At 60.0% G+C, this 21,696-nt stretch carries 19 protein-coding genes; 12 read left to right on the forward strand and 7 right to left on the reverse strand.

Features of this window, described 5'->3' with window-relative positions:
- Positions 1 to 83: 83 nt before the first annotated feature.
- The gene (locus ACNKU7_RS13055; RefSeq protein ID WP_418297426.1) at positions 84 to 1,721 is read left to right on the forward strand and encodes an AMP-binding protein; all 1,638 of its coding nucleotides are present in this window, start codon (positions 84 to 86) and stop codon (positions 1,719 to 1,721) included.
- A gap of 180 nt (positions 1,722 to 1,901) precedes the next feature.
- Complete coding sequence (locus tag ACNKU7_RS13060; RefSeq protein ID WP_418297427.1) at positions 1,902 to 2,441, forward strand: phosphate-starvation-inducible PsiE family protein; 540 nt, start codon at positions 1,902 to 1,904, stop codon at positions 2,439 to 2,441.
- A 78-nt stretch (positions 2,442 to 2,519) separates the two neighbouring features.
- On the opposite strand, the gene ACNKU7_RS13065 is transcribed toward ACNKU7_RS13060, so the two are convergent.
- The 3 genes from ACNKU7_RS13065 to ACNKU7_RS13075 all read right to left on the reverse strand — a co-directional run bounded on the left by ACNKU7_RS13065 (position 2,520) and on the right by ACNKU7_RS13075 (position 6,512).
- Positions 2,520 to 4,322, reverse strand: coding sequence for a M28 family metallopeptidase (locus tag ACNKU7_RS13065; RefSeq protein ID WP_418297428.1), 1,803 nt, complete (start codon positions 4,320 to 4,322; stop codon positions 2,520 to 2,522).
- A gap of 50 nt (positions 4,323 to 4,372) precedes the next feature.
- Positions 4,373 to 5,503 (reverse strand): M14 family metallopeptidase, encoded by a 1,131-nt coding sequence (locus ACNKU7_RS13070; protein ID WP_418297429.1) that lies wholly within the window; start codon positions 5,501 to 5,503, stop codon positions 4,373 to 4,375.
- A 433-nt stretch (positions 5,504 to 5,936) separates the two neighbouring features.
- Positions 5,937 to 6,512: a lipid-binding SYLF domain-containing protein gene (locus ACNKU7_RS13075; RefSeq protein ID WP_418297430.1), complete on the reverse strand. Its 576-nt coding sequence runs from the start codon at positions 6,510 to 6,512 to the stop codon at positions 5,937 to 5,939.
- 295 nt (positions 6,513 to 6,807) lie between these two features.
- Between ACNKU7_RS13075 and ACNKU7_RS13080 the strand changes: the two genes are divergently transcribed.
- On the forward strand, positions 6,808 to 7,296 hold the full coding sequence (locus tag ACNKU7_RS13080) for a hypothetical protein (protein WP_418297431.1): 489 nt from the start codon (positions 6,808 to 6,810) through the stop codon (positions 7,294 to 7,296).
- A 20-nt stretch (positions 7,297 to 7,316) separates the two neighbouring features.
- Positions 7,317 to 8,267: a heme-dependent oxidative N-demethylase family protein gene (locus ACNKU7_RS13085; RefSeq protein ID WP_418297432.1), complete on the forward strand. Its 951-nt coding sequence runs from the start codon at positions 7,317 to 7,319 to the stop codon at positions 8,265 to 8,267.
- Here ACNKU7_RS13085 and ACNKU7_RS13090 read toward each other — a convergent pair.
- Both ACNKU7_RS13090 and ACNKU7_RS13095 read right to left on the reverse strand, forming a co-directional pair.
- On the reverse strand, positions 8,235 to 9,653 hold the full coding sequence (locus ACNKU7_RS13090) for a helicase HerA-like domain-containing protein (RefSeq protein ID WP_418297433.1): 1,419 nt from the start codon (positions 9,651 to 9,653) through the stop codon (positions 8,235 to 8,237). The genes ACNKU7_RS13085 and ACNKU7_RS13090 overlap by 33 nt on opposite strands.
- 61 nt (positions 9,654 to 9,714) lie before the next feature.
- Positions 9,715 to 10,611, reverse strand: coding sequence for an AraC family transcriptional regulator (locus tag ACNKU7_RS13095; RefSeq protein WP_418297434.1), 897 nt, complete (start codon positions 10,609 to 10,611; stop codon positions 9,715 to 9,717).
- A 206-nt stretch (positions 10,612 to 10,817) separates the two neighbouring features.
- Here ACNKU7_RS13095 and ACNKU7_RS13100 point away from each other — a divergent pair, with 206 nt between their 5' ends.
- From ACNKU7_RS13100 to ACNKU7_RS13115, 4 genes are all read left to right on the forward strand, one after another.
- Positions 10,818 to 12,164 (forward strand): flavin-containing monooxygenase, encoded by a 1,347-nt coding sequence (locus ACNKU7_RS13100; RefSeq protein ID WP_418297435.1) that lies wholly within the window; start codon positions 10,818 to 10,820, stop codon positions 12,162 to 12,164.
- A gap of 73 nt (positions 12,165 to 12,237) precedes the next feature.
- Positions 12,238 to 13,182 (forward strand): bile acid:sodium symporter family protein, encoded by a 945-nt coding sequence (locus ACNKU7_RS13105; protein WP_418297436.1) that lies wholly within the window; start codon positions 12,238 to 12,240, stop codon positions 13,180 to 13,182.
- A gap of 50 nt (positions 13,183 to 13,232) precedes the next feature.
- The gene (locus tag ACNKU7_RS13110) at positions 13,233 to 14,228 is read left to right on the forward strand and encodes an SDR family oxidoreductase (RefSeq protein ID WP_418297437.1); all 996 of its coding nucleotides are present in this window, start codon (positions 13,233 to 13,235) and stop codon (positions 14,226 to 14,228) included.
- On the forward strand, positions 14,225 to 15,091 hold the full coding sequence (locus tag ACNKU7_RS13115; protein WP_418297438.1) for an SDR family NAD(P)-dependent oxidoreductase: 867 nt from the start codon (positions 14,225 to 14,227) through the stop codon (positions 15,089 to 15,091). Before ACNKU7_RS13110 ends, ACNKU7_RS13115 begins: the two co-directional genes overlap by 4 nt.
- Before the next feature lie 16 nt (positions 15,092 to 15,107).
- On the opposite strand, the gene ACNKU7_RS13120 is transcribed toward ACNKU7_RS13115, so the two are convergent.
- Positions 15,108 to 15,698 carry a LysE family translocator gene (locus tag ACNKU7_RS13120; protein WP_418297439.1) on the reverse strand — a complete coding sequence of 197 codons (591 nt, stop codon included), beginning with the start codon at positions 15,696 to 15,698 and terminating at the stop codon, positions 15,108 to 15,110.
- A 142-nt stretch (positions 15,699 to 15,840) separates the two neighbouring features.
- Here ACNKU7_RS13120 and ACNKU7_RS13125 point away from each other — a divergent pair, with 142 nt between their 5' ends.
- Together ACNKU7_RS13125 and ACNKU7_RS13130 are read left to right on the forward strand one after the other, a co-directional pair.
- On the forward strand, positions 15,841 to 16,626 hold the full coding sequence (locus ACNKU7_RS13125; RefSeq protein ID WP_418297440.1) for a TatD family hydrolase: 786 nt from the start codon (positions 15,841 to 15,843) through the stop codon (positions 16,624 to 16,626).
- On the forward strand, positions 16,623 to 18,290 hold the full coding sequence (locus ACNKU7_RS13130) for an aminotransferase class V-fold PLP-dependent enzyme (protein ID WP_418297441.1): 1,668 nt from the start codon (positions 16,623 to 16,625) through the stop codon (positions 18,288 to 18,290). Before ACNKU7_RS13125 ends, ACNKU7_RS13130 begins: the two co-directional genes overlap by 4 nt.
- Positions 18,291 to 18,308: 18 nt before the next feature.
- Here the strand turns inward: ACNKU7_RS13130 and ACNKU7_RS13135 are convergent, their stop codons facing one another.
- A complete protein-coding gene (locus tag ACNKU7_RS13135) occupies positions 18,309 to 19,049 on the reverse strand; it encodes a Mut7-C RNAse domain-containing protein (protein ID WP_418297442.1) in 741 nt (246 codons plus the stop codon).
- A 208-nt stretch (positions 19,050 to 19,257) separates the two neighbouring features.
- Here ACNKU7_RS13135 and ACNKU7_RS13140 point away from each other — a divergent pair, with 208 nt between their 5' ends.
- A complete protein-coding gene (locus ACNKU7_RS13140; protein ID WP_418297443.1) occupies positions 19,258 to 19,704 on the forward strand; it encodes a hypothetical protein in 447 nt (148 codons plus the stop codon).
- Positions 19,705 to 20,047: 343 nt separating this feature from the next.
- Positions 20,048 to 21,559 (forward strand): dipeptidase, encoded by a 1,512-nt coding sequence (locus tag ACNKU7_RS13145; RefSeq protein WP_418297444.1) that lies wholly within the window; start codon positions 20,048 to 20,050, stop codon positions 21,557 to 21,559.
- Positions 21,560 to 21,696: the final 137 nt, after the last annotated feature.

Raw genomic sequence — 21,696 nt, forward strand, 5'->3', positions numbered from 1 at the left:
TTCATTCTGGTGGCGCCGGTGAGGCGGGCGATGGGAGTGGCTCAATTCACCACCACAAAAACAACAGCATTGGGAGAAAGAAGTTGGACATCGACCGCAGTATCCTTGACGTGTTTTCGACCGCATCGGCGAAATACGCTGACCGTCCGGCATTTACCTGTCTGGGGCACACTCTGACCATTGGCGATATTGACCGCCTGAGCGCCAACTTTGCTTCCTACCTGCAAAACAATACCAGTTTGAAGCCCGGCGACCGCATTGCGGTGCAACTGCCGAATGTTCTGCAATACCCTGTGGTTGTGTTTGGTGCATTGCGCGCTGGCCTGGTCGTGGTCAATACCAACCCGCTGTATACCCAGCGCGAACTCAAGCATCAGCTGAATGATTCCGGCGCCAAGGCGCTGGTGGTTGTCGCGAATATTGCTGATACGGCGGCTGCAGTGGTTCCGGAGACCGGCGTAGAGCAGGTGATCGTCACTGAAATTGCCGACCTGCACCCGCCGATCAAGCGCCTGCTGATCAACAGCGTGGCCAAATACATCAAGAAAATGGTGCCGGAATTCAGTTTTGCCAATCGCGTGCGTTTCACTGACGCGATCGCGACAGGAGCGAAGCTGCCGCACGAGGATGTACAGCGCGCGCCGGAGGATATTGCGGTACTGCAGTACACCGGTGGAACCACTGGTGTAGCGAAAGGCGCGATGCTCACCAACCGCAACCTGGTGGCGAACATGGAGCAGGTGCGCGAAGCACTCGGCGACTCCATGAAAGAGGGCGAGGAGTTCTATGTTTCCCCGCTGCCGCTGTACCATATTTACGCGTTTACCATTCATTGCATGTGTCTGCTCACAACGGGCAACCATTCACTGCTGATTCCGAACCCGCGCGATATTCCGGGTTTCGTAAAAACCTTGAAGGGCAAACGGTTTACTGGTTTTGTGGGCCTGAATACGCTGTTCAACGGCCTGATGCGCGATTCCGACTTTGCTCAGCTGGATTTCAGCAAGCTGCATACCACCTGCTCCGGTGGCATGGCACTGACCCGTGATACCGCCAAGCGCTGGGAAGAAATGACCGGCTGCGTGGTGATTGAGGGCTACGGTATGACCGAGACCTCACCGGTCGTTTCCTTCAACCCGGCCGATGCGATCCAGCTGGGTACTGTCGGTTTACCGGTGCCGGGGACCGAAGTGAAGGTAATGGATGAAAATGGCAATGACCTGCCGAACAATTCACCCGGTGAGCTTTGCGTTCGCGGACCCCAGGTGATGAAAGGCTACTGGGAGCGCCCGGAAGCTACGGCAGATACCATCGATTCTGAGGGCTGGCTGAAAACCGGCGATATGGCGGTGATCCAGGATGATGGGTACATCAAAATCGTTGATCGCAAGAAAGACATGATCATTGTGTCCGGATTCAACGTGTACCCGAATGAGATCGAAGACATTGTCAGTGCTCATCCGAAGGTAACCGAAGCGGCGGCCATTGGCATTCCCAATGAGCGCAGCGGTGAAACGGTCAAGCTGTTTGTGGTCAAGGCGGATCCGTCCCTGACAGCAGAAGACGTGATCGCCTACTGCCGCGAAAACATGACCGCGTACAAGGTGCCGAAAAACATCGAGTTCCGCGATGACCTGCCGAAGACCAATGTCGGCAAGATTCTGCGTCGTGAGCTGCGCGATGAAGAGCTGAAAAAAGTTGAGGCTGAAGTTAGCGCCTGATAGCGAGAACTACGACGCCTTTGAAAAACCCGCTGCTGGCAGCGGGTTTTTTTATGCCGGAATTTTATGTCCTGACACAGCGTGTAGGGGAATGCGCGGCGAGAGGTGTTCTCGGTGCTTTCGAGGTGGCTGGATCGTGTTTTGCGCTATAAATAGGGAAACCCGACAAGTGCACCGCGCATGACTGAACACGACCACAGGTCTACATTGATCCACGAGGAGTTGCCGGCAGAGCACGAAGATCCTCTGATCCGGGTGTTGCATTCGGTAATCCGTAATGCCATTCGTCTGCTGGCCGTCATCATGGCGCTGGTAATCATCTGGAGTGTGGCTGGTGTGGTTTTGGTGCTTTACGAGCGCCTCACCACGCCGCCGATCCTGCTGTTGGATTACAGTGACCTGTTCGATGTATTTGGTGCCTTTATGCTGGTGCTGATTTCGATCGAAATCTTTATCAATATCCGGCTGTACCTCGGCTCGAACATAATACCGGTGCAACTGGTGGTTGCCACTGCGCTGATGGCCATTGCGCGCAAGGTCATTGTGATGGATCTCGCCGATACCGGGCCGGATTACATCTTTGCCATAGCTTCCGTTGTGTTGGCGCTGGGTGTGACCTATTGGCTGGTGGCAAAGAGGGAAAAGCTCGCCGATGGGCGCGGTAGCGGCCTCGTGGTTAAAAGCGAGCGTGATGTCCCTGAGCGCAAGGAGGAAAGGTAAGCGCTTGGCTGAAAAATGTTGGCAGGTAAATTAAAAAAGGGCGCCCGGCAGAGGCGCCCTTTTTATCTTTGAACCAGATTATTTTCTGGTGTCGGCACTTTCGTCCCGAATTGCGCGGAACTCGTTGCCTTTATACCAGTTTGGCCAGTGGCGGCTGTTAGCCAGCTCCAGGCCGATTTCCAGGCCCAGCGCCAGATCCATCGCCGCGCCTTCCAGGTTCCACTGCGGGTCGTATTCATCGCCTGGCTTGTGGTAGGCGTGAGCGGTGTACTCATCCCCTTTTTCCTGCGCCCAGGCGCGACCGTGTTCGAAACTGTCGGTGCCGGAATCAAAGTAGAGCATTGGCACGCCTTTTTTGGCGAGGCTGAAATGATCCGAGCGATAGAAGTAGCCGCGTTCCGGATGATCTTCCGGAGCCAGGTAGCGGCCCTGTTTCTCCGCGGCCTTCTCCAGCACTTTTTCCAGTTCGCTGTTGCCGTAGCCCATCACGATGACATCGCGCATTGGCCCGAGCACGCCCATGGCGTCGAAGTTGATTCCGGCCACGGTTTTTTCAAGCGGCACTACCGGGTTTTCCGCGTAGTACTTGGAGCCGAGCAGGCCCGACTCCTCCGCGGTTACCGCAACAAAGACGAGGGAGCGCTCGGGACGCTGCGGCAGCTGCGCAACTTGGCGGGCCATGGCCAGCAGGCCGGCAGTCCCGGTTGCGTTATCCACGGCACCGTTGAAGACATGGTCTTCACCGCTGGCGTGATCATTGATACCCAGGTGATCCCAGTGCGCGGTGTAGATGATGGCCTCATCCGGGTGTTTGCTGCCCGGCAGTTTGGCCACGACGTTGCGCGAGCTGGAGGTGCGTACCTCGCTTTTCAGGGCCACGCTGGCGTTGAGGTTCAGGGGCTTGGGTTTGAATCCGCGCTGTTTTGCGGCGTCCATTTCCTGTTGCAGATCCAGGCCCGCAGCCTTGAACAGGTCTTTGGCTGCGTCGCCGGTGATCCAGGATTCAACGGCGACACGGCCGGCATTTTTGTCGTCAGCGGCGAGGCTGATCTGTGCGCCGGACCAGCTGCCACTGACCACTTCCCAGGGGTAACCCGCGGCACCGGTTTCGTGAATGATGATTGCGCCTTCTGCGCCCTGGCGCGCGGCCTCTTCGAACTTGTAGCTCCAGCGGCCGTAGTAGGTCATGGCGTTGCCATTAAACAGGGCTTTATCCTGCGTGGCGTAACCTGGGTCGTTGACCAGGATCACCGCCGTTTTGCCGGTCATATCCAGGCCTGCGTAGTCGTTCCAGTTGTTTTCCGGGGCGACTATGCCGTAGCCGACAAAGACCAGCTCGCTGTTTTCCAGCTGGCTCTGAGGTACCTGGCGCTGGCTGAACGCGACCATGTCGGACAGTGGCTGCAGGGTCTGGGTGTAGGCTTTGCCGTCGACTTCCCCGGTGATTTCCAGTGGGGTGCTTTCGATTTGCATCTCCACTACCGGTACCTGCTGGAACCAGCTGGGTTTGCCTTCTGCATCTTTGGCGCCCGGTTCCAGTCCGTATTGGCCGAACTGCTCGGCCAGGTAGTTTACGGTCAGCTCTTCGCCTTTGGTGGCCGGCGCGCGACCCTCATACTCGTCAGATGCGAGTACCGCGATGTGTTTGTGCAGGTCCTGTGCCATCGCCGCGATTTCGGCTTTTTCGGCACCGCTGATGGTCGGCGCTGCGGGGGCTTCGCCGGCCGCAGCTGCCGCTTGTGACTGTGTTGCCTGCGCGGGCGCAGCGGCGTCACTGGAGGTTGTCGGTTCCTTCTGGCTGCATCCGAAAACCGCTGCGGCAATACCCGCAGCGAGCAGGCTCTTCAGCAGTCCAGCCCCCCGATTTTTGATTGTTATCATGTTACTTCCTGTTCACGTCAATGAAATAAAAGTGGGTGAATTGGGAATACTCAGTTTTTTGCCATGAATGCCAGCGTTGTGCGGATAGGGTGCACAATGTCGTAGGCCAGCTGTCGACAGCGAGCCGGCGACCAGCCTTCTACCGGGTCGGGCAGGTTGTCGTTGTCTTTGAAAGGCATTTCCAGGGTAAGCGCCAGTGTGCGGAACTGGTGGCCACACCAATTGGTACCCACGGTCATGTTGGCCTCGCCCGGTTTGTCCAGTGGGTAGCCTTTTTCGGTCTGGAAGTCCGGACTGATGGCTTCGAAGGCCTGTTTGAACACGTTTTCCAGTGCTGCGTGGCGCTCGTCGTAACCCGGAATGCCTTCACAGGCGGCAACAAAGTTGAAGGGCAGTGCCTCATCGCCGTGGATGTCGAGGAAGATATCGCCACCGGTTGCCAGCATTTTTTCCCGTACCAGATAGACTTCCGGGCTGCGATCCATACTCGGGTTTTGCCACTCGCGATTCAGGTTGGCGCCGGCGGCATTGGTGCGCAGGTGACCGCGTACGCTGCCGTCGGGATTCATATTCGGCACTACATAAAAGACCGTGTCTTCCAGCAGGCTGCGGGCACCGGGGTTGGATTCATCCAGCAGGGCCTCGAGGAATCCCTCGACAAACCATTCTGCCATGGTCTCGCCGGGGTGTTGGCGAGCAATCATCCAGACCTTGTTTTTTGCCTTGTTGGCATCGCCAACAGTGAGCAGGGTCATGTCGCGGCCATCGAGTGTCTGGCCGAGGGTTTCGGAGTTCACCCGTTCATCGGACTGGGCCCACGCCAGCAGATCCAGGTGCCGCTCCCACGAGTAGGGGGCGAAGTAGGCGAGGTAGACCGAAGGCTGGTCCAGGTCGATGCTGAAGTCGAGCGTGTTGCCATCGTACTTTGCGTCGATGCGGAACCAGTTATGGCGGTCGTAAGACGCACATACCTGATAGTTCTCCCAGCCTTCGGGATAGGCGGCCTTACCGGCATTGACGATGCTCATCGCATAATTGTTGCCAATCTTTCCGTCGAGGCGAAAGTGGAACCACTGGTAAAAATCCGACTGGTTATCGAGTCGGATAGCCAACTGGATCGGGTCGCTGTGGGCGTCGATGACTTTGATGTTGCCGCTGTCGAAAGCGCTGCTGATATGCATGCTGATGCTCCGCTTTTGTTTTGTCAGGAGGATACAGAATTGGGACGGAAATTCAGGGTACCCCAGTGTAGCTTGGGGCAAAGCGCTGTGGCAGCGCTGTTTGCGAGCATAAAATCTTGTTAATTATCGCGGAGCTAAAATAAAAAGGCACGGTATTCTCGCGAATACCGTGCCCCTGCCATTCCCTGGCTGCACCTGCTGAGACTACTGCTCCTTGAAATTTCTGGCGTCGACCAGTGACGACTGCTCACTGCCCTGGTTGTTGCGCGGGTGCGATATTCCGGTGCCCCCATCAGAAACGTAGTACTGCTCCCTGACATACCTCAGCAGGTGCTGTTTAAAGTTTAGGCACCGTGCTCGGCGAATGTTGCAGGCCGGGAAAAGTTGGCGTGCAATCGGTTAACTTGTGTGCATGCCGACTTTCGCCGTTTCCTCAGTCGAAATTGAGCTCGCCGTCTTTCCAGTATTTGGTGCCCTTGAGTGTGGCCTGCAGGGCAATGCCGCTTTCTGTCAGCTGGTACACGCGCATGCCATCCATCACGACTTCGCCCCCAACTGCCACGCCTTTTTCCTGTGCCTTTGCCGCTGCATCCGCATGGCCGCCAAAAGACCAGCCTGAATTGACAAAGCGATTCATCACCGCGGGGGAATCGAACACAAACAGCGCGCGGAAGTCTTTCACCCCGAGGCCGAGGCCAACGCCGACTTCGCCCATTTTCATGTAGGTACGTTCGCCGCTGTTGCTAACGGCTACACCGTAGCCGGTGGACGCACTTGCCAGCAGCAGGTTCACGTTGACGTTGCTGAACACTGCATAGCCGGGCGCCCGGGCGACGTCGCCGCGCAGATCCGGCTTGAGTTGGTAGAGCTCGTTGAGCACCTGCCGTTCGGTTTGCTGAATGTGCTGGCGCTGTTCATCGCGGGTCTGGCCCGGTGCGGCGCAGGCGGCAATGAGTGCGACCTGGCTCAGGATCAGCAGGCGGCTCAGGGCGCGTAATATCGCGGACATGGTGGATCTCCGTGGCAGAACTCGGTTTGAAACCTGTAAATGGGTGCCAATTCGGCATGAGTCAGTGAGAATAGCGACGGAGTGCGCCAGTGCCTGCGACCTGGCGCACAAAGTTCGCCAACGTTACATTACACGCCACTTTAATGCCGGCCGGCTCTTCGGGTATTCTTGGGCCGGTTAGGCTTCGGGGGGCAAGTGGGCCCCTGAAGTGGCCGGTTATTCGGTGTACAGGTGCTGTTGCTGAACGTGACCGGTGAGAAAAATCACCCGAACAATTACTGTCTGAGATTTTCCCATGAAGAAATCCGTAAAGCGCGGCGTTGCCGCCACCTGCCTGTTGACCCTGGCCCTGAACCTCACGGCCTGTGGTTACTTCCTGTACCCGGAGCGCAAAGGTCAGTCCGGCGGACGGGTTGACCCGGTCGTGGTGATCCTCGATGGCGCCGCACTGTTGTTCGGCATTCTGCCCGGCATCGTGGCGTTCGCGGTGGACTTTACCAATGGCACCATTTACCTGCCGTCCGGCGGTTCATCCGCGATTGATCGCCACCTGACTGCCGTTGACCCGGCACAGGGCAAGCAAGTGATCGATCAAAACGGCCAGGCGTGGATTGCACTGCCGCTGGATGCCGTTGCCGGACAAAGCAGCGATATCGAACAGATTGCACAGGCGGTGGGTCGCTACGTCGGCGCCCCGGCCGGCGCTGCGCAGGTCGTGTGGGTGGAAGACCTGGCTGCACTGAACAGTGCGCTTGCCCTGGCTGACACTACCGCAGCGCGCTGACCCTTGAGATGGCGGAGCCGGTGAATCGGGAATTCGCGGGCTCTGCCCAGACGGTGGCTGGGTCGGCCCGGCGCTATGCGCAGCCGCCCGGCCCCTTGTACCTGCCGTTTGTATATGCGCCGCAGATCGTCCATATGGGGCTCAATCGCCTGAGTGGTCGCGATTGGATTCAGCCCTGCCCGCAACTCCCCAACTACCAGCACAACAAACTCTGTGCCCGTCGCCGGCTGCAGCAGGGCGTATTTGCGTCTGAGCCGCGCTCCCTGCCTGCGCAGCGGGAGCTGGCATCCACGCTGCTCGGCCACCTGCTGGGCGATCACCGGGCCTATCACCGTGAAGCTGAGCGGCTGGTCTGGCGCGGGGCAGGGCATTCTCTGCACTGGCCGCTGGCGGTTGCCGCCGCCGAACCCCTGTGGGATGCGAGCCTGTGGGTGGCCGATGACATATGCCTCCTGCTGCCTGGCGCGCACGGCTATGAACTGGCTGCCGCTTCCCTGGCGGCGCCGAGCTACTGGAAGCTGGAAGACAAGATTGGGCGGCCACTGAACCAGATCCACAAACCGGTACCGGGCTTTAAGGAACAGCTTGCCGCACAGATGGGGCGCTTCTTTGATCACCTGCGGCCGGAGTATCCGGTGTGGCGTGGCAACTGGTCTGTGGTGGACTCGCCAGAGCTTTTGCAGCGGGGCGGGGGCAGCGAGCCCGGCGATCGCCTGTATCTGCGCGTCGAGCGCCAGTCATTGCGACGCCTGCCGGAGACAGGTGCAGTAGCGTTTACCATTCGCGTCACTATCAATCCGCTCAGCGACCTTCTCTCGGTAGAGGGTGCTGTGAGCGCGCTGGCGTCGGCCGTTGCGGGGATGTCGCCACGTGAATCCCGCTACAAGTCACTTGCCCCGCTTTTGCCCCGGCTTCAGCAGTTCTTTGCCGAGCAGGCGTCAGCGCCGGCCGCCGCTCAGGGCGCCCAATAGACCCCGCACCAACTCCCTGCCAATCTGGCGCCCGAAACTGCTGGCCGCCCGGCCGAGTGATTTTTCCAGGGTGCTCGCGGTCCTTGCGGATTTGCGTGGCCGATCCGGGGTGGATCCGGCCTGTTCTTCGAGGTGCGCGCGCCGCTGGCGCAGCTGCTCGAAGGCGGATTCGCGATCTACGCTTTGCGCGTATTTGCGGGCGAGGGGGTCTTCCTGTAACAGCTGTCGCCGCTCGCTGTCATCCAGTGGGGTAAGACGCGATGCGGGCGGATGGATCAACACCCGCTCCACCGTTGCCGGCACCCCCTCCCGATCCAGGCAGGACACCAGTGCCTCGCCCACGGCGAGTTGGGTGATGGCCGTTGCGGTATCAAGATTGGGGTTGGCGCGGAAGCTTTTTGCCGCCGCTTTCACCGCCTGCTGTTCGCTGGGGGTATAGGCACGCAGCGCGTGCTGAATCCGGTTGCCGAGCTGCGCGAGGATGCCTTCGGGAATATCCATGGGGTTTTGTGTAATGAAGAACACACCGACGCCGCGGGAGCGGATCAGCTTGACGATCTGTTCCACCTGGTCGCGCAGGGCTTTGGGCAGGTCGTCGAACAGCAAGTGGGCTTCGTCAAAGAACAGTACCAGCTTCAGGGCGCTGTCGCCGGACTCAGGCAGGTTTTCATAGAGTTCTGCCAGTATCCACAACAGCAGGATGCCGTAGAGGTGGGGCTGCATGTTGTGTGCATCCAGCAGGTGAATCTGCTGACCGCGCACAAGGTCGCTCAGATCGAGCGCCGGCTCGCCAAACAGGGCGTCTGCGCCCAGGGATTCCAGCGCAAGGAGTTTTCGCTTGATCGCACCGAGGCTGGCGGGGGAGATGGTGCCAAAGTCCGGCTGCAGCGATTTGCGATAGGTTTCGGCAAAATTGATCAGCGCCAGCAGGTCCTTCCAGTCGAGCAAAAACAGGCCCAGTTGATCCGCGATGTGAAACAGCAGTTGCATCAGTCCCTGCTGGTTGTCATTAAGGCTGAGCATTTGCCCGAGTAGTTCGGGGCCGAGCTCGGAGGGCGTTGTGCGCAGGGGGAGCGCATCGGGGCCCCACAGGGAGACGGGGCAGGGGTGGTAGTAAGTGGTATCGAGGCCGAAGCGCGCAAGGCGCTCGCTGACTTTGGCGCTATTGCCACCGGCGGCGGCCAGGCCCGTGAGGTCGCCCTTGAGATCCGTGACAAAAGTTGCAATGCCACGCTGGTTGAGCTGCTCCACCAGATAGCGGAGCGTTACGGTCTTGCCGGTACCGGTGGCGCCGCAGATCAGGCCGTGACGACTCAGCATCTGCGGCAGCAGTTGTACGGTTGCCTGCCCGCTGTCGGGGGCGAGGCCGACAGGAATTGGATCCATGATTTGTGCCACTCACTTGCCGATGCCTTAACTGTAGACACCGGCGTTTGTGGCGGTGGGCTCAGTCCGGGTTTCTGCAGCCGCTTTTAAAGGCTTTGGGTGACAGGCCAGTCCAGCGCCGGAACGCCTTGCCGAATGCGCTCTCGTCGCAGTAGCCCAGTGCCGCGGCAATATCCACGTTGGTCTTTTCGCCTTCGCGCAGCCACTGGCAGGCATAGTGGCTGCGTACCTCATCCTGGATGGCGCGGAAGCTGGCGTTTTCCTCCAGCAGCTTGCGTCCCAGGTGGCGCGGGCTGATGCACAGCCGCGCGGCGACCTGCTCGCGGCTCAGTTGCGGTTCCTGCTGCAGCAGGTGGGCAACGCGCAGTTGCAGGCTCTTGCTGGTGAGCGCCTTGAGCAGCGCGTCGGCCTCGGGTTTGAGGCGTGCCATAACCTGGCGGTCTGCCGCCATCAGCGGAATCTCCAGATCCTGCGGGCGCATGCGGATGCCAGACACCGGGCTGTTGAACTGCACCGGTGCCTGCAGCAAATGCTGGTACTGTTGCTGCACGGCGAGGGAGGGCGTAGGGTAGGCCAGCATTACGCTCTGGGGCTGGAATTCGTTGCCGGTCATTACCCGCGCCTGCGCCAGGCAGATGGACAGCACGGTTTCCACCCGCAGCCGCGCACAGCGCAGGTAGTTGGGCTGATAGCAGAGTTCGACGTAAAAGCTGCTGCGGCGCATTTCGAACTGGCCGCCCTCGCCGAGCAGTGGGTGGTAAATCAGCAGCTGCTCGATGGCGGCGCCGAGGTTTTTCTGGGTCATCAGCAGGTAGCCCACGAGTCCCATCTGGCTGCCCTGCATGGCCTGGCCAAGACGCACGCCCAGCAGGGGATCCGGATAGGCTTCCTGCAGTGCCAGCCAGATATCTTCCTGCACCCGCATCGGCACACGATCTTGCTCGTTAATGTGGGTCATTAAAGATTTGGCAGTAGGCGGGAGTTCCAGCTGAAGGCGCTCCAAACCACTGATTACTGCGCGTGTGTAGCTTAGTGTGACGCTTCTATTGTCTGGTGGGTTCACTAGTGCTGTCCGAAATTAACCAGAGACTGCCCGATTATGACGACAGCCTTCCGGGTTGTCACGCTATATTGACCGCGATGTGAGATTTCGGGAGAAGAATAATGAAACCCTATGCAGTCATCGGCGCCGGCCCCATGGGCCTCTGCAGTGTGCGCAACCTGGTCAAGCACGGCATCCCCTGTGTGGGCTTCGAAATCCACAGCGATGTGGGCGGCCTCTGGGACATCGACAGTCCCACCAGCACCATGTACGAATCCGCGCACCTGATCTCGTCCAAGAGAATGACCGAGTTTGCGGAATTCCCCATGGGCGACGACGTGGCCCTTTTCCCGCACCACAGCGAACTGCGCCAGTACTTTCGCGATTATGCGGAGAAGTTCGATCTTTACCGCCACTACGAATTCAATACCGAGGTCGTCAGCTGCGAGCGCGCCGGCGACGACTGGCAGATCACTACCCGCAGCAATGGCCAGGAGCAGACCCGTATGTTCGGCGGCCTGCTGATCGCCAACGGCACCCTGCATCACCCCAACAAGCCGCAGCTGCCGGGTGATTTTGCCGGTGAAGTGCTGCACTCCGCCGATTACCGCGACCCGGCCATCTTCGACGGCAAGCGGGTGCTGCTGGTGGGCTGTGGCAACAGTGGTGCCGACATCGCCGTCGACGCCGCGCACCGCGCGAAAAGCGTTGATATCAGCCTGCGCCGCGGTTACTACTTCCTGCCCAAGTTCATCGGCGGCAAGGCAACCGATGCCCTGGGCGGCAAAATCAAGCTGCCGCGCGCTATTCAGCAGCGCATCAGCGCAGCGATTTCGCGCCTGATGCTGGGCAAGCCGGAACAGTACGGGCTGCCCAAGCCGGACTACAAGATGTTCGAATCGCACCCGGTGATCAACTCGCTGATCCTGCACCATATCGGTCACGGCGACATCAAGGCGCGCAAGGATATCGAGAAAATTGATGGAAGCAAGGTCACGTTTGTTGACGGCAGCTGCCACGAGTACGACATGATCCTGCTGGCCACCGGGTACAAGCTTCACTATCCGTTTATCGCCCGCGAGGAGCTTAACTGGACCGGTTTTGCACCGCGCCTGTACCTGAACGTGTTCCACCCGGAGTACGACAACCTGTTCCTGATGGGCATGGTAGAGGCGGCGGGTCTCGGCTGGGAAGGGCGCAACCGCCAGGCGGAAATGGTGGCGCTGTATATCCAGCAGCTGGCGAAAGGGGCGAAATCTGCCCAGCAGCTGAAAGCGACCAAGCGCGAAAAGGCGGGGGCGCGGGCCGACGGCGGCATGCAGTACCTGGAACTGGAGCGCATGGCGTATTACGTCCACAAGGACACCTACCTGGAAGCGATGGCCGGTCACACTCGGGACTTGCTCAAGGATTACGGCGCCGGGGATACTGTCTCTGCTCCAGCCGCTGCGGTGCAGGCGGCCAACTGAGGCCGCCCCATCCAATCCCTGATAAACGCGCTTCCCGACCGGGTCGGGAAGCCGCAAGACCGGTAACGTTTCCGTGAATTCAGCCGTAACCGTATCCATAGAAAGTTTCCAGATGTCGCCGGTGGCCCTGTTGGCCCTGAATGCCGTGTTGGCCTTCATGATGTTCGGCGTGTCCCTGGGGCTCCGCACCACTGATTTTGCCAACATCCTGCGGCGTCCTGTGGCCCCGGTGACCGGGCTGGTCGCGCAGTTTCTCTTGCTGCCGGCGATCACCTGTCTGGTGACCTGGTTGCTGGATATCAGTCCCGGCCTCGCGCTCGGGATGATTCTGGTGTCCTGCTGCCCGGGTGGCACCTTTTCCAATGTCATGACCTGGATAGGCCGCGCCAATGTGGCGACGTCCGTCAGTATGACCGCGGTTTCCAGCCTGGTGGCGGTGGTCATGACGCCATTCAATTTTGCCTTCTATGGTCACCTCAACCCCAATACCCGCGACGCTCTGCAGGCGATCTCCCTGCCGGCGGAAAACATGGTACTGGTGGTGGTGGCCGTTTTGGCTGTGCCCATGCTGCTGGGGATGGTGATCGGTGCCCGCTACCCGGCGTTTGCGCAGAACAGCGAACGCTTCTTCCGCACCGCATCGCTGGGAGTGTTCCTGCTGTTTGTGGTGGTGTCGTTCAGCAAGCACTGGGAAACCGCGCTTTCGATAGCCGGCGCGGTGCTGGTGCTGGTGATTGCCCACAACGCCCTGGCCTTCCTGATCGGCGACCTCAGTGGGCGCGCGGCGCGCCTGCCGGTGGCAGATCGCCGCGCGGTGACCATGGAAGTGGGCATCCAGAATTCCGGACTCGCGCTCGCCATTCTCTTTACCTTCTATCCCGGTGCCGGGGAAATGCTGGTGGTTGCCGGCTTCTGGGGTGTCTGGCACCTGGTGTCGGGGCTTTCCCTCGCCGGTTACTGGAATTTCACGCAGCGCCGAGATGCGCGCGCGGAATCACTGCAAGCGGAATCTGCCTGACGCTGTAATCGCAAGCAGTCGCGCGAATAGTCAAACATAAGAGCAGAACAATGAACGAAAAACGCGTATTGATTACCGGCGCTGCCGGTTACGTAGGTCAACAGCTGGGGGAGCTGCTGGCGAAACAGATGGCGGTCGTGGGTGTGGATATCGTCCAGCGCGAAGCAGCCTTTCCGATCATCAAAATGGATATCTGCGATTCCGCGCTGACAGAGTTGCTGCGCGCGGAGCGCATCACCCATGTGGTGCACCTGGCATCGGTGGTTGCCCCCGGGCGCGACCGCGCGCGGGAATACCAGATTGATGTGGAGGGAACCCGCAATGTGCTGGATTCCTGCGTCGCGGCAGGGGTCAAACACCTGACCCTGACCAGCAGCGGTGCCGCCTACGGCTATCACGCGGACAATCCGGCGTGGCTGCAGGAAGACGACCCTTTGCGCGGCAACCCGGAATTTGCCTATTCCGACCACAAGCGGCTGGTGGAAGAGATGCTGGCGGAGTACCGCGAGCGCCACCCGGCCCTGCGACAGCTGATATTCCGCCCCTGCTCCATTATCGGTGGTGCGACCAAAACCAAAATCAGCGCGCTGTTTTCCGGCAAAAGTATCCTCGACCCGGGCGGTCACAACTCGCCGTTTGTGTTTGTCTGGGATCAGGATGTCATCGGTGCGATCGAATACGGCGTCGTGCGCGATGCCAGCGGTATTTACAACCTGGCCGGTGATGGCGCCCTGACCCCGCAGGAAATCGCGCGCCTGCTGAACAAGCCGCTGCGCCGCCCCCCGGTATGGTTGCTGAAAGGCCTGCTCGGCATCAGTTACGGCCTGCACCTGGGCAATGTCCGCCCGGCTCAGGTCATGTTCCTGCAGTACCGGCCGGTGCTGCTGAATACTCGTCTCAAGCAGGAGCTGGGTTACGTGCCGAAGAAAACTTCGGCGGAAGCCTTCGCGTATTTTGCCTCCAACGCGCTCGGCATCCCCGTTGACGCACACGCTGCTCGGGTGACCGAGGCAGACTCGGCCGTGCCGGGAGGTCAGCCTGCATGAACAAAGTAGTGGCGAAAGCATTGAACCGGGAAAAAGTATTTGTGGTGACCGGGGCCGCCGGCGGCCTCGGCTGGGCGCTGGTGCAGGCACTGGTCAAGTCCCAGGCCGGCCGCGAGCCGGTACGATTTGCACTGGTGGACGTCAACGGTGAAGCAGTGGCCGCGCGCGCCCGCGAACTGGAGCAGCAGGATATCGATGCGGACGTCTTCGCGATCGACCTGTCCAGTGAAGAGGCCGTGGCCGAGCTTTGCGCGCGCTTGCGGGCCCTCTACGACCATGTGGATTTGCTGGTCAACAATGCCGGTATCACCCATCGCAGTCTGTCGACCCAGACCAGCAATGCGGTGATCCGTCGGGTGATGGCGGTGGACTATCACGCTCCGGTGGAACTGGCGCAAGGGCTGTTGCCGCAATTGCGCGCGGCCGGCGGGTGCGTGGTGAATATCAGTTCCATGGCCGGCTGGATGCCGGTGCTGGGGCGCGCCGGCTACTGTGCCGCCAAGAGTGCCCTGCACCAGTATTTCGAGACCTTTCGCGAAGAGGTTCGTGACGATGGTGTGCGGGTGTTGATGGTGTACCCGAGCTTCGTGGCCACCAATATCGACGCCAATGCGCTTTCCGGTGACGGCGGCCGCGCCAAACACGCCCAGAGCACCATCGGTCCGGTGCGCTCCGCCGACTGGATGGCTGGCAAGATCGTCAATGCGCTGGTGAAAGGCAAAGAGCGGCTATTCCCCTGGGACAAGACCCTGCTGGGTGCCTATCTCTACAAGCTGGCACCGCGCCTTTTCCTGAAGCAGATGGTGCGCAACTTCCGTGTAGAGCTGGAAGTGGGGCGGGCTGCGGAAGCGGTCGAGCGCTGATCGCCGCTGCTGGCTGTCAGTGGATCATGGTCACCACACTGGCAGCCAGCAGCAGTCCCATGGTGATGTTGAAGATCCGCAGGTGGCGGGGGTCTTTTAGCAGCTGCTTCAGGCCCACGCCGAACATCAGCCACACGACAATGCAGGGCCCGCCAATCAGGATAAAGGTGAGGGCGATGCGTCCTGCTTCCACCAGCATGGTGCCATCTGGTGTGGTGAATGCCGCAAGGGCTCCCACGGCCATGATCCAGCCCTTCGGGTTGACCCACTGAAATGCCACCGCCTGCAGGAACGTAAACGGTTTCTTCCCTTCCGCCGAACCCACTTCCCGGGTAGCGGCTATCACCCATGCCAGATAGAGCAGGTAGGCAATGCCCACCCAGCGAATAATCTCATGCAGCAACGGGAACTGGTTGAACAGGGCTCCGAGCCCCAGGCCAATGGCGATAATCATCGCCGGGTAGCCGATACAGATACCCAGAAAATGCGGCATTGAGCGGCTGACGCCGAAGTTCAGGCCGGACGACATGATCATCAGGTTGTTCGGCCCCGGTGTAATACTGGTGGCAAACACGAACAGGACGATGGGGAGCAAAGCGTCCAGCAAGTTATACCTCTCGAGTGCGGTGTATTTATGTGGAAGGAGGCGCCGACAGGCGCACGGGGATTATCCGCGCTGTGCGGCGCAGGGTAAACCGGTGGGGCAGGGGGCGTGCTAGAATTCTGCAAATTTTTTGCCGTAGCCCGCCATGTCGCTCATCGACAGCCATTGTCATTTTGATTTTGATGCGTTCGCGCCGGATCGCGATGCGGTCTGGGGCCGCTGCCGCGCGGCCGGTATCGACAAGCTGATACTGCCCGGGGTGAGCATCGCCCAGTGGCGCTCTCTGTTTGCGCTGGTCGGCAGCGAGCCTGACTGGTATGGCGCCGTCGGTGTGCACCCCTGGTGGGCGGCAGACCTGGCGGTATCGGTGGCGCGGCTGCAGCAGGCCATTGTTGAGCGCGTGACCAAGGAGCGTGCGGGCAGCGGGCGTGTGGTTGCCGTTGGCGAGTGCGGCCTCGACAAGAGCATCGCTACCAGCCTGGCGGATCAGGAGGCGGTGTTGCGGCCGCAACTGGCTGCCGCATGCGAGCTGGAATTGCCGGTGATCGTCCACTGTGTCAAAGCCCACAGTGAGATTCTTGCACTGCTCAAAGTGTTCCGGCCTGCGAGGGGCGGCGTGATCCATGCGTTCAGCGGCAGCGCGGAGATCGCGCGGGAATACTGGAAACTCGGCTTCCGCCTCGGCATTGGCGGCACTATTACCTATGAGCGCGCGGCGAAGACGCGCCGGACGGTCAGCGAGGTACCGCTGGAGTCCCTGTTGCTGGAATCCGACGCGCCGGACATGCCCCATGCTGGCCGCCAGGGGGAGCGCAACAGCCCCGAATATTTACCTGCCGTTGCGGAAACCGTGGCGCAACTGCGCGGTATTCCGGTCGAGCAGGTTTGTGCGCAGACACGCGAAAATACCCAGGTGCTTTTCAATCTATGAGTTTTTCCGCCCCGCAATTCAAACAGCAGTTTCCCCTGTTCAGCCAGCCGGAAAACCGCGATCTGGTGTATCTGGACAATGCGGCGACGACGCAGAAGCCGGCCGTTGTGATCGATGCGATCCGCGATTTTTACCTGCACAGCAATGCCAATACCCATCGCTCCAGTCACCGGCTTGCGCGGCAGGCGACGGCCATGGTGGAACAGGTGCGGGCACAGGCGGCGGCATTTCTCGGAACCGATAATGTGCGGGAGCTGATCTTCACGCGCGGCGCAACGGAAAGCCTGAACCTGCTCGCCAGCAGTTTGTGCGCAGGTCTCGAGCCCGGTGACGAAATCGTACTGTCCACAGCGGAGCATCACGCCAACCTGGTGCCGTGGCAGATGGCCGCGGCATGTCATCAGCTGCATATCCGCTATGTTCCCGATGCGCGTGGTATTCCCCAGTTTGCGCGACTGGAAGAAGTGCTGACGCCGCGCACCCGCATTGTCTCGATGACGGCGGGATCCAATGCGCTGGGATTTCGCACCGACCTTGAATTGGTGCGGGGTATTCTGGCGGGGCGCAACCTGCGCTGGGTGCTGGATGCGTCACAGCTGGCCGCACATGCCCCCATCAGTGTCCGCGCGATCGGTTGCGATTTCCTGGTGTGTTCCGCGCACAAATTTTACGGCCCCAGCGGTATCGGCCTGCTCTACGGTCGCGAGCAATGGCTGCAGGAGATGCCGCCGTGGCAGGGCGGCGGTGAGATGATCGCCGATGTGGATCTGCACTCCAGCCATTACGCCGGATTGCCGCACAAGTTTGAAGCCGGCACCTCGTCGCTCGCTGCCATTGCGGGCCTGGGGGCCTGCCTGGACTTCCTGCACCATCAGGATCGGGCCGCAATGGCGGCGCACGAGCAAATGCTGTTGCGCACCCTGCATGAACAGGTGTCCGGGTTGCCCGGTATGACATTATTGAGCAGTGCGGAAAACAACCTTGGGATACTCACATTCAGCGACAGCCGCTTTGCGCCAGTCGACCTGATGCACTGGCTGGACGGCAAAGACATTGCAGTGCGTGTCGGCCATCACTGCGCGCAGCCGCTGATCCGTGCTTCCGGCCACAGTGCGACGCTGCGGGCGTCGCTGGCAGCTTACAATACCGAACAGGATGTAGCGCGTTTTGTTGCCGCTGTGGCGGAGTTTCTCGAACAACTCGATAGCGCCGGAAATGCAGAGCCGCATCCCGAGGTCGAGGTTGCGGAGGGCTGGCCGGTGGACGATTTTTCCGCGCTTGACCTGGAAGAACTGCGCAAACGCCGTGGCTGGCAGGAGCGCTACCGCCTGTTGATGCAGTGGAGCAAGGCGATTGCGCCGAAGCCTGCGATCCGGCTGCCGGAACATAGCGTCAAAGGGTGTGAGTCGAGTGCCTGGCTGGCCCATTGCGCGCAGGACGGAAAGCATTACTTTGCGCTCGATAGCGACAGTCGGGTGGTGAAGGGGCTGGGGGCCTTCCTGCTGATGCAGCTGAACGGACAGTCCACGGAGAGTATTCGGGAAATCAATCTGGAGCAGGTCTTTAAGGAACTGGAGTTTGACAAACACCTGTCACCATCGCGCAGCAACGGCTTTTACGCGTTGATGCGGCGCGTGGGAGAAATCGTCGACGTTGAACCTTAGCCCTGGATACGCACTGGTTCAGCTGTTGCGCAATTGCTCGACCAGCCGCTGCATGCGCGTGTAGTGACTGCCCTTCCAGTAAACCTTGCCGCAATCAGCGCAGCGGGCGTATTTGTCGAAGCGCCGCCGGCTGCTTTCCGGCAGCAGCGCCCAGATTTCTTTTTTCTCCACAGCTTCCAGTAAACCGTTGCAGACCGTGCAGCGGGAGAATGGCTCGAAACCACTTTGCAGCTGCAAGCGGCGAACCACTTCCTGAACCTGGTTCAGCGGGCGTGTAGCGCGTACGTAGTAGGCGTGCGTGAGCGCTTTTCTTTTGAGTAAGTTGAGATCCCTGGTCAGCAGGATACGGTGCTGTTGCCGGGAAATTTCCACCAGCCGTTCATCTGCACAATGTCCGTAAAACAGCGAGTCAAATCCCAGCAGGCGCAAATAGCGCGCCAGTCGCCCGAGATGGCAGTCGAGGATAAATGCCGTCAGCCGTAATGGATGCGGCCGCAGTCGGGTCACGCTGCTGATGTCGAGTGACTCGAACAGGGGGTAGACGCTGACGCGATCGCCGTCCCGGGGGATAAATGCGAAATCCACCGACTCACCATTCACCAGAATCAGATCGACCTCCGTGTGTGGTACACCGACGGATTCGATCGCATCCTTTATCGATCCGAGCGCAGTAAATTCACGGGTGAAGCTGCACTGCCGCCAAGGCTTTGGCAGAAAGTCATTCAGTTCCCGGTAGAGGCGAAAAGTCAGTTTCGGCATGGCAGCACAGCAAGCAATCGGGGATTGTGCGGGTTGTGGAATTAAATATCCTGAGTAGCGGCGTTAACGACCAGCTCCGAATAACAATGGCTGTTGTCCGCAATTGCCGCAACCTGCGCGAGTCATTGCTATTCTTCTTTAAAGGATATCTCCGCCTTCTGGATATGGCGCAATTCACCCGCCAACCGCTCTATGTGGGTAACGCAAAATGAAATGCAAACGACTGCTGTTGATGATGGGCTTTTTCTTGTCGGCAGGTGCTTTGGGACAGGGTGTTGTTCGCGAAGTACCCGTCACCGGGAGTCATGCTGTGACGCCACCGGCCAACTTACTGCTGGCCCAAACCGAAGAGGCCACGGCGCAGGATCCTGTTATCTGGGTGTTTCGGCATCGCCGCCCGAAACAGTGCACAGGGAAAGACATGACGCTGGCCGAGAGTAGCGCCAAATTGATGGATGGTGATGTGGTTGTGCACGGCTCGGCCTGTGGCTTTCGTACAGACGTGGTCTTCGTATCTTCCTGCGGCGAGCCCACCGGGCAGATTCTGTTGCATCTTATCCGGGCGAGCGCACTGGAAACCGCGCTGGACTTGGGGTATGGCCCTGCGCAACAGGTCAAGTACCAGAGAGTGGAGTGTCCGGATAAGACTCCCTGACCTTTCGCAACCTGTCACATTGGCAGTGATATGCCGCTTCCCTCGCTCGAACAATTCGATCCCCCCCGAAAGCACCGCTTGAGCGGCCGCACAATCTGATTGCTGATCAGGATGCGGACGCAGAAGCGGTGTCACTTCCGTGTCCGGCGCAACCGTGTCCGCAATATTAAAACGTTGACCTGATCCTTTGTCTTCTGGGCGCGAGTGGCGCGTCCTAATTCGATCGCAGCTCGCCGTCACAACGCCGCGCTGGGCGGGATTTGCTGCCGGCGGGGCGGTACAATGCGCCTTTCTCGTTTTCTGTTGTCCTTTGACCCCTTATCTTTTGCCTATGGAGTGCCCTGTGAAATTCCGATCCAAATTTGCGCGGATAGCGGCTCCGCTGCTGTTCTGTCCGCTGGTCTCCGTGGCAAGTGTCTCGCCCGTTGCGCAGAACACTGCCACCTATGCGGTGGATCGCTACGAAGCGGCGATGACCGACACGCTCGCCGAGCTGGTGCAGTTCCAGACAGTGGCGCGGGAAGACCTGCCGCTGGAAAAGAACCCCGAGTTCACCGGCTTCAAGCGCTCCCTGTGTGACACGGCCAGGGCGCTGGGGCTGGCGTGCGAGGATCACGGCTATGTGGTGATCGTGGCGCTGGGCCAGGGCGAAGAGAAGATCGGCATAGTGACCCACGGCGATGTCCAGCCGGCCAATCCGGCCAAGTGGCAGAAGAGTCCGTTTGAGCTGGATCGCACCAGCGAGCCGGGCAAGCTGATCGCCCGCGGCAGCGAGGATGACAAGGGACCGATCGCCACCGCCCTGTATGCAATGAAAGCAATTAAAGACAAAGGCGTGCCGATGAAGCGGCGGGTGGAGCTGATTGTCTATCTGGGGGAAGAGTCGGATTGGGAGCCGCTTGAGGTGTTCCTGAAGGATTACGACATGCCCGCTTACAACATCACCATCGACGCCAGTTACCCGGTGGTGACCGCGGAAAAGGGATGGAGTGAAGTGCGTGCCACCTTTGCCGGGGCGCCGCTGGCAGATCAGAACAAGCCTTACCTGAGCGACTTCCACGGAGGCTATTTCCGCAGCCAGGTGCCGGATGAAGCCCTGGCAAGGATCGTCAACCCGACCGCGGCGCTGGAGCAGGCAATCCGCGACCGCGCCGCCAGGCATCCGCAAGTGAAGTTCGCGTTCGCGCGCAAAGACGGCGTGCTCGAAGTCACCGCCCGCGGCGTGGCCACCCACAGCTCCGAGCCGGAACACGGCATCAATGCGATTGCCTTCCTGGCCGATGCATTGGGCAGCCACGATTGGCCGGCCAATGCCGCTGGCGCCACTGTGCGCTACATCAACGATCTGATCGGCACCGGCATTGTTGCGGAACAATTTGGCGATATTGCCTACAGCGATGACTTTATGGGCCCCATGACCGGTGCCCTGACCATGGTCAAGGCTGAAGAAAAAGGGCTGACCAGCTACCTGAACCTGCGCCGCCCAACCGGCAAGACCGCGGAGGTGCTGGATGCGCAGATTCACAGTGCCATCGACGGCTGGAAAAAGAAGACCGGTATCCAGCTGGCGGACTTGGGCGTGCATCTGGGCGAGCCCTACCGCGCCGATAATGCGCCGCAGGTGGAACCCTTGCTGAAGGTGTTCCGTCACTTCACCGGCATCGCCGACGCGGGCCCTGTGGCCATCGGCGGCTCTACCAATGCCAAGCTGCTGCCCAATGCGGTGAGCTTCGGCCCATCGATGCCGGGGAAAGCCTATACCGGCCATTCCGAGCACGAATTCATTACCGTGGAGCAGCTGCGCCTGAACCTGAAAATGTACACGGCGATGATGATCGAGATCGCGAACCTGTAGGTGGTTTGCGCGCGCTTTTGACCGGTGAAAAGGGGGCTGAAATTTCAGTCCCTTTTTTTGTGCCGTTTTTTCCGCTGCCACAGGGTGATCTGTGCACTGATTCCGCTGTCCGGAAAACGCCGTTATAGTAGCTGTGT

Origin of the sequence: Microbulbifer weihaiensis (assembly GCF_048323715.1) — a bacterium.
In the GTDB taxonomy this organism is placed as follows: domain Bacteria; phylum Pseudomonadota; class Gammaproteobacteria; order Pseudomonadales; family Cellvibrionaceae; genus Microbulbifer.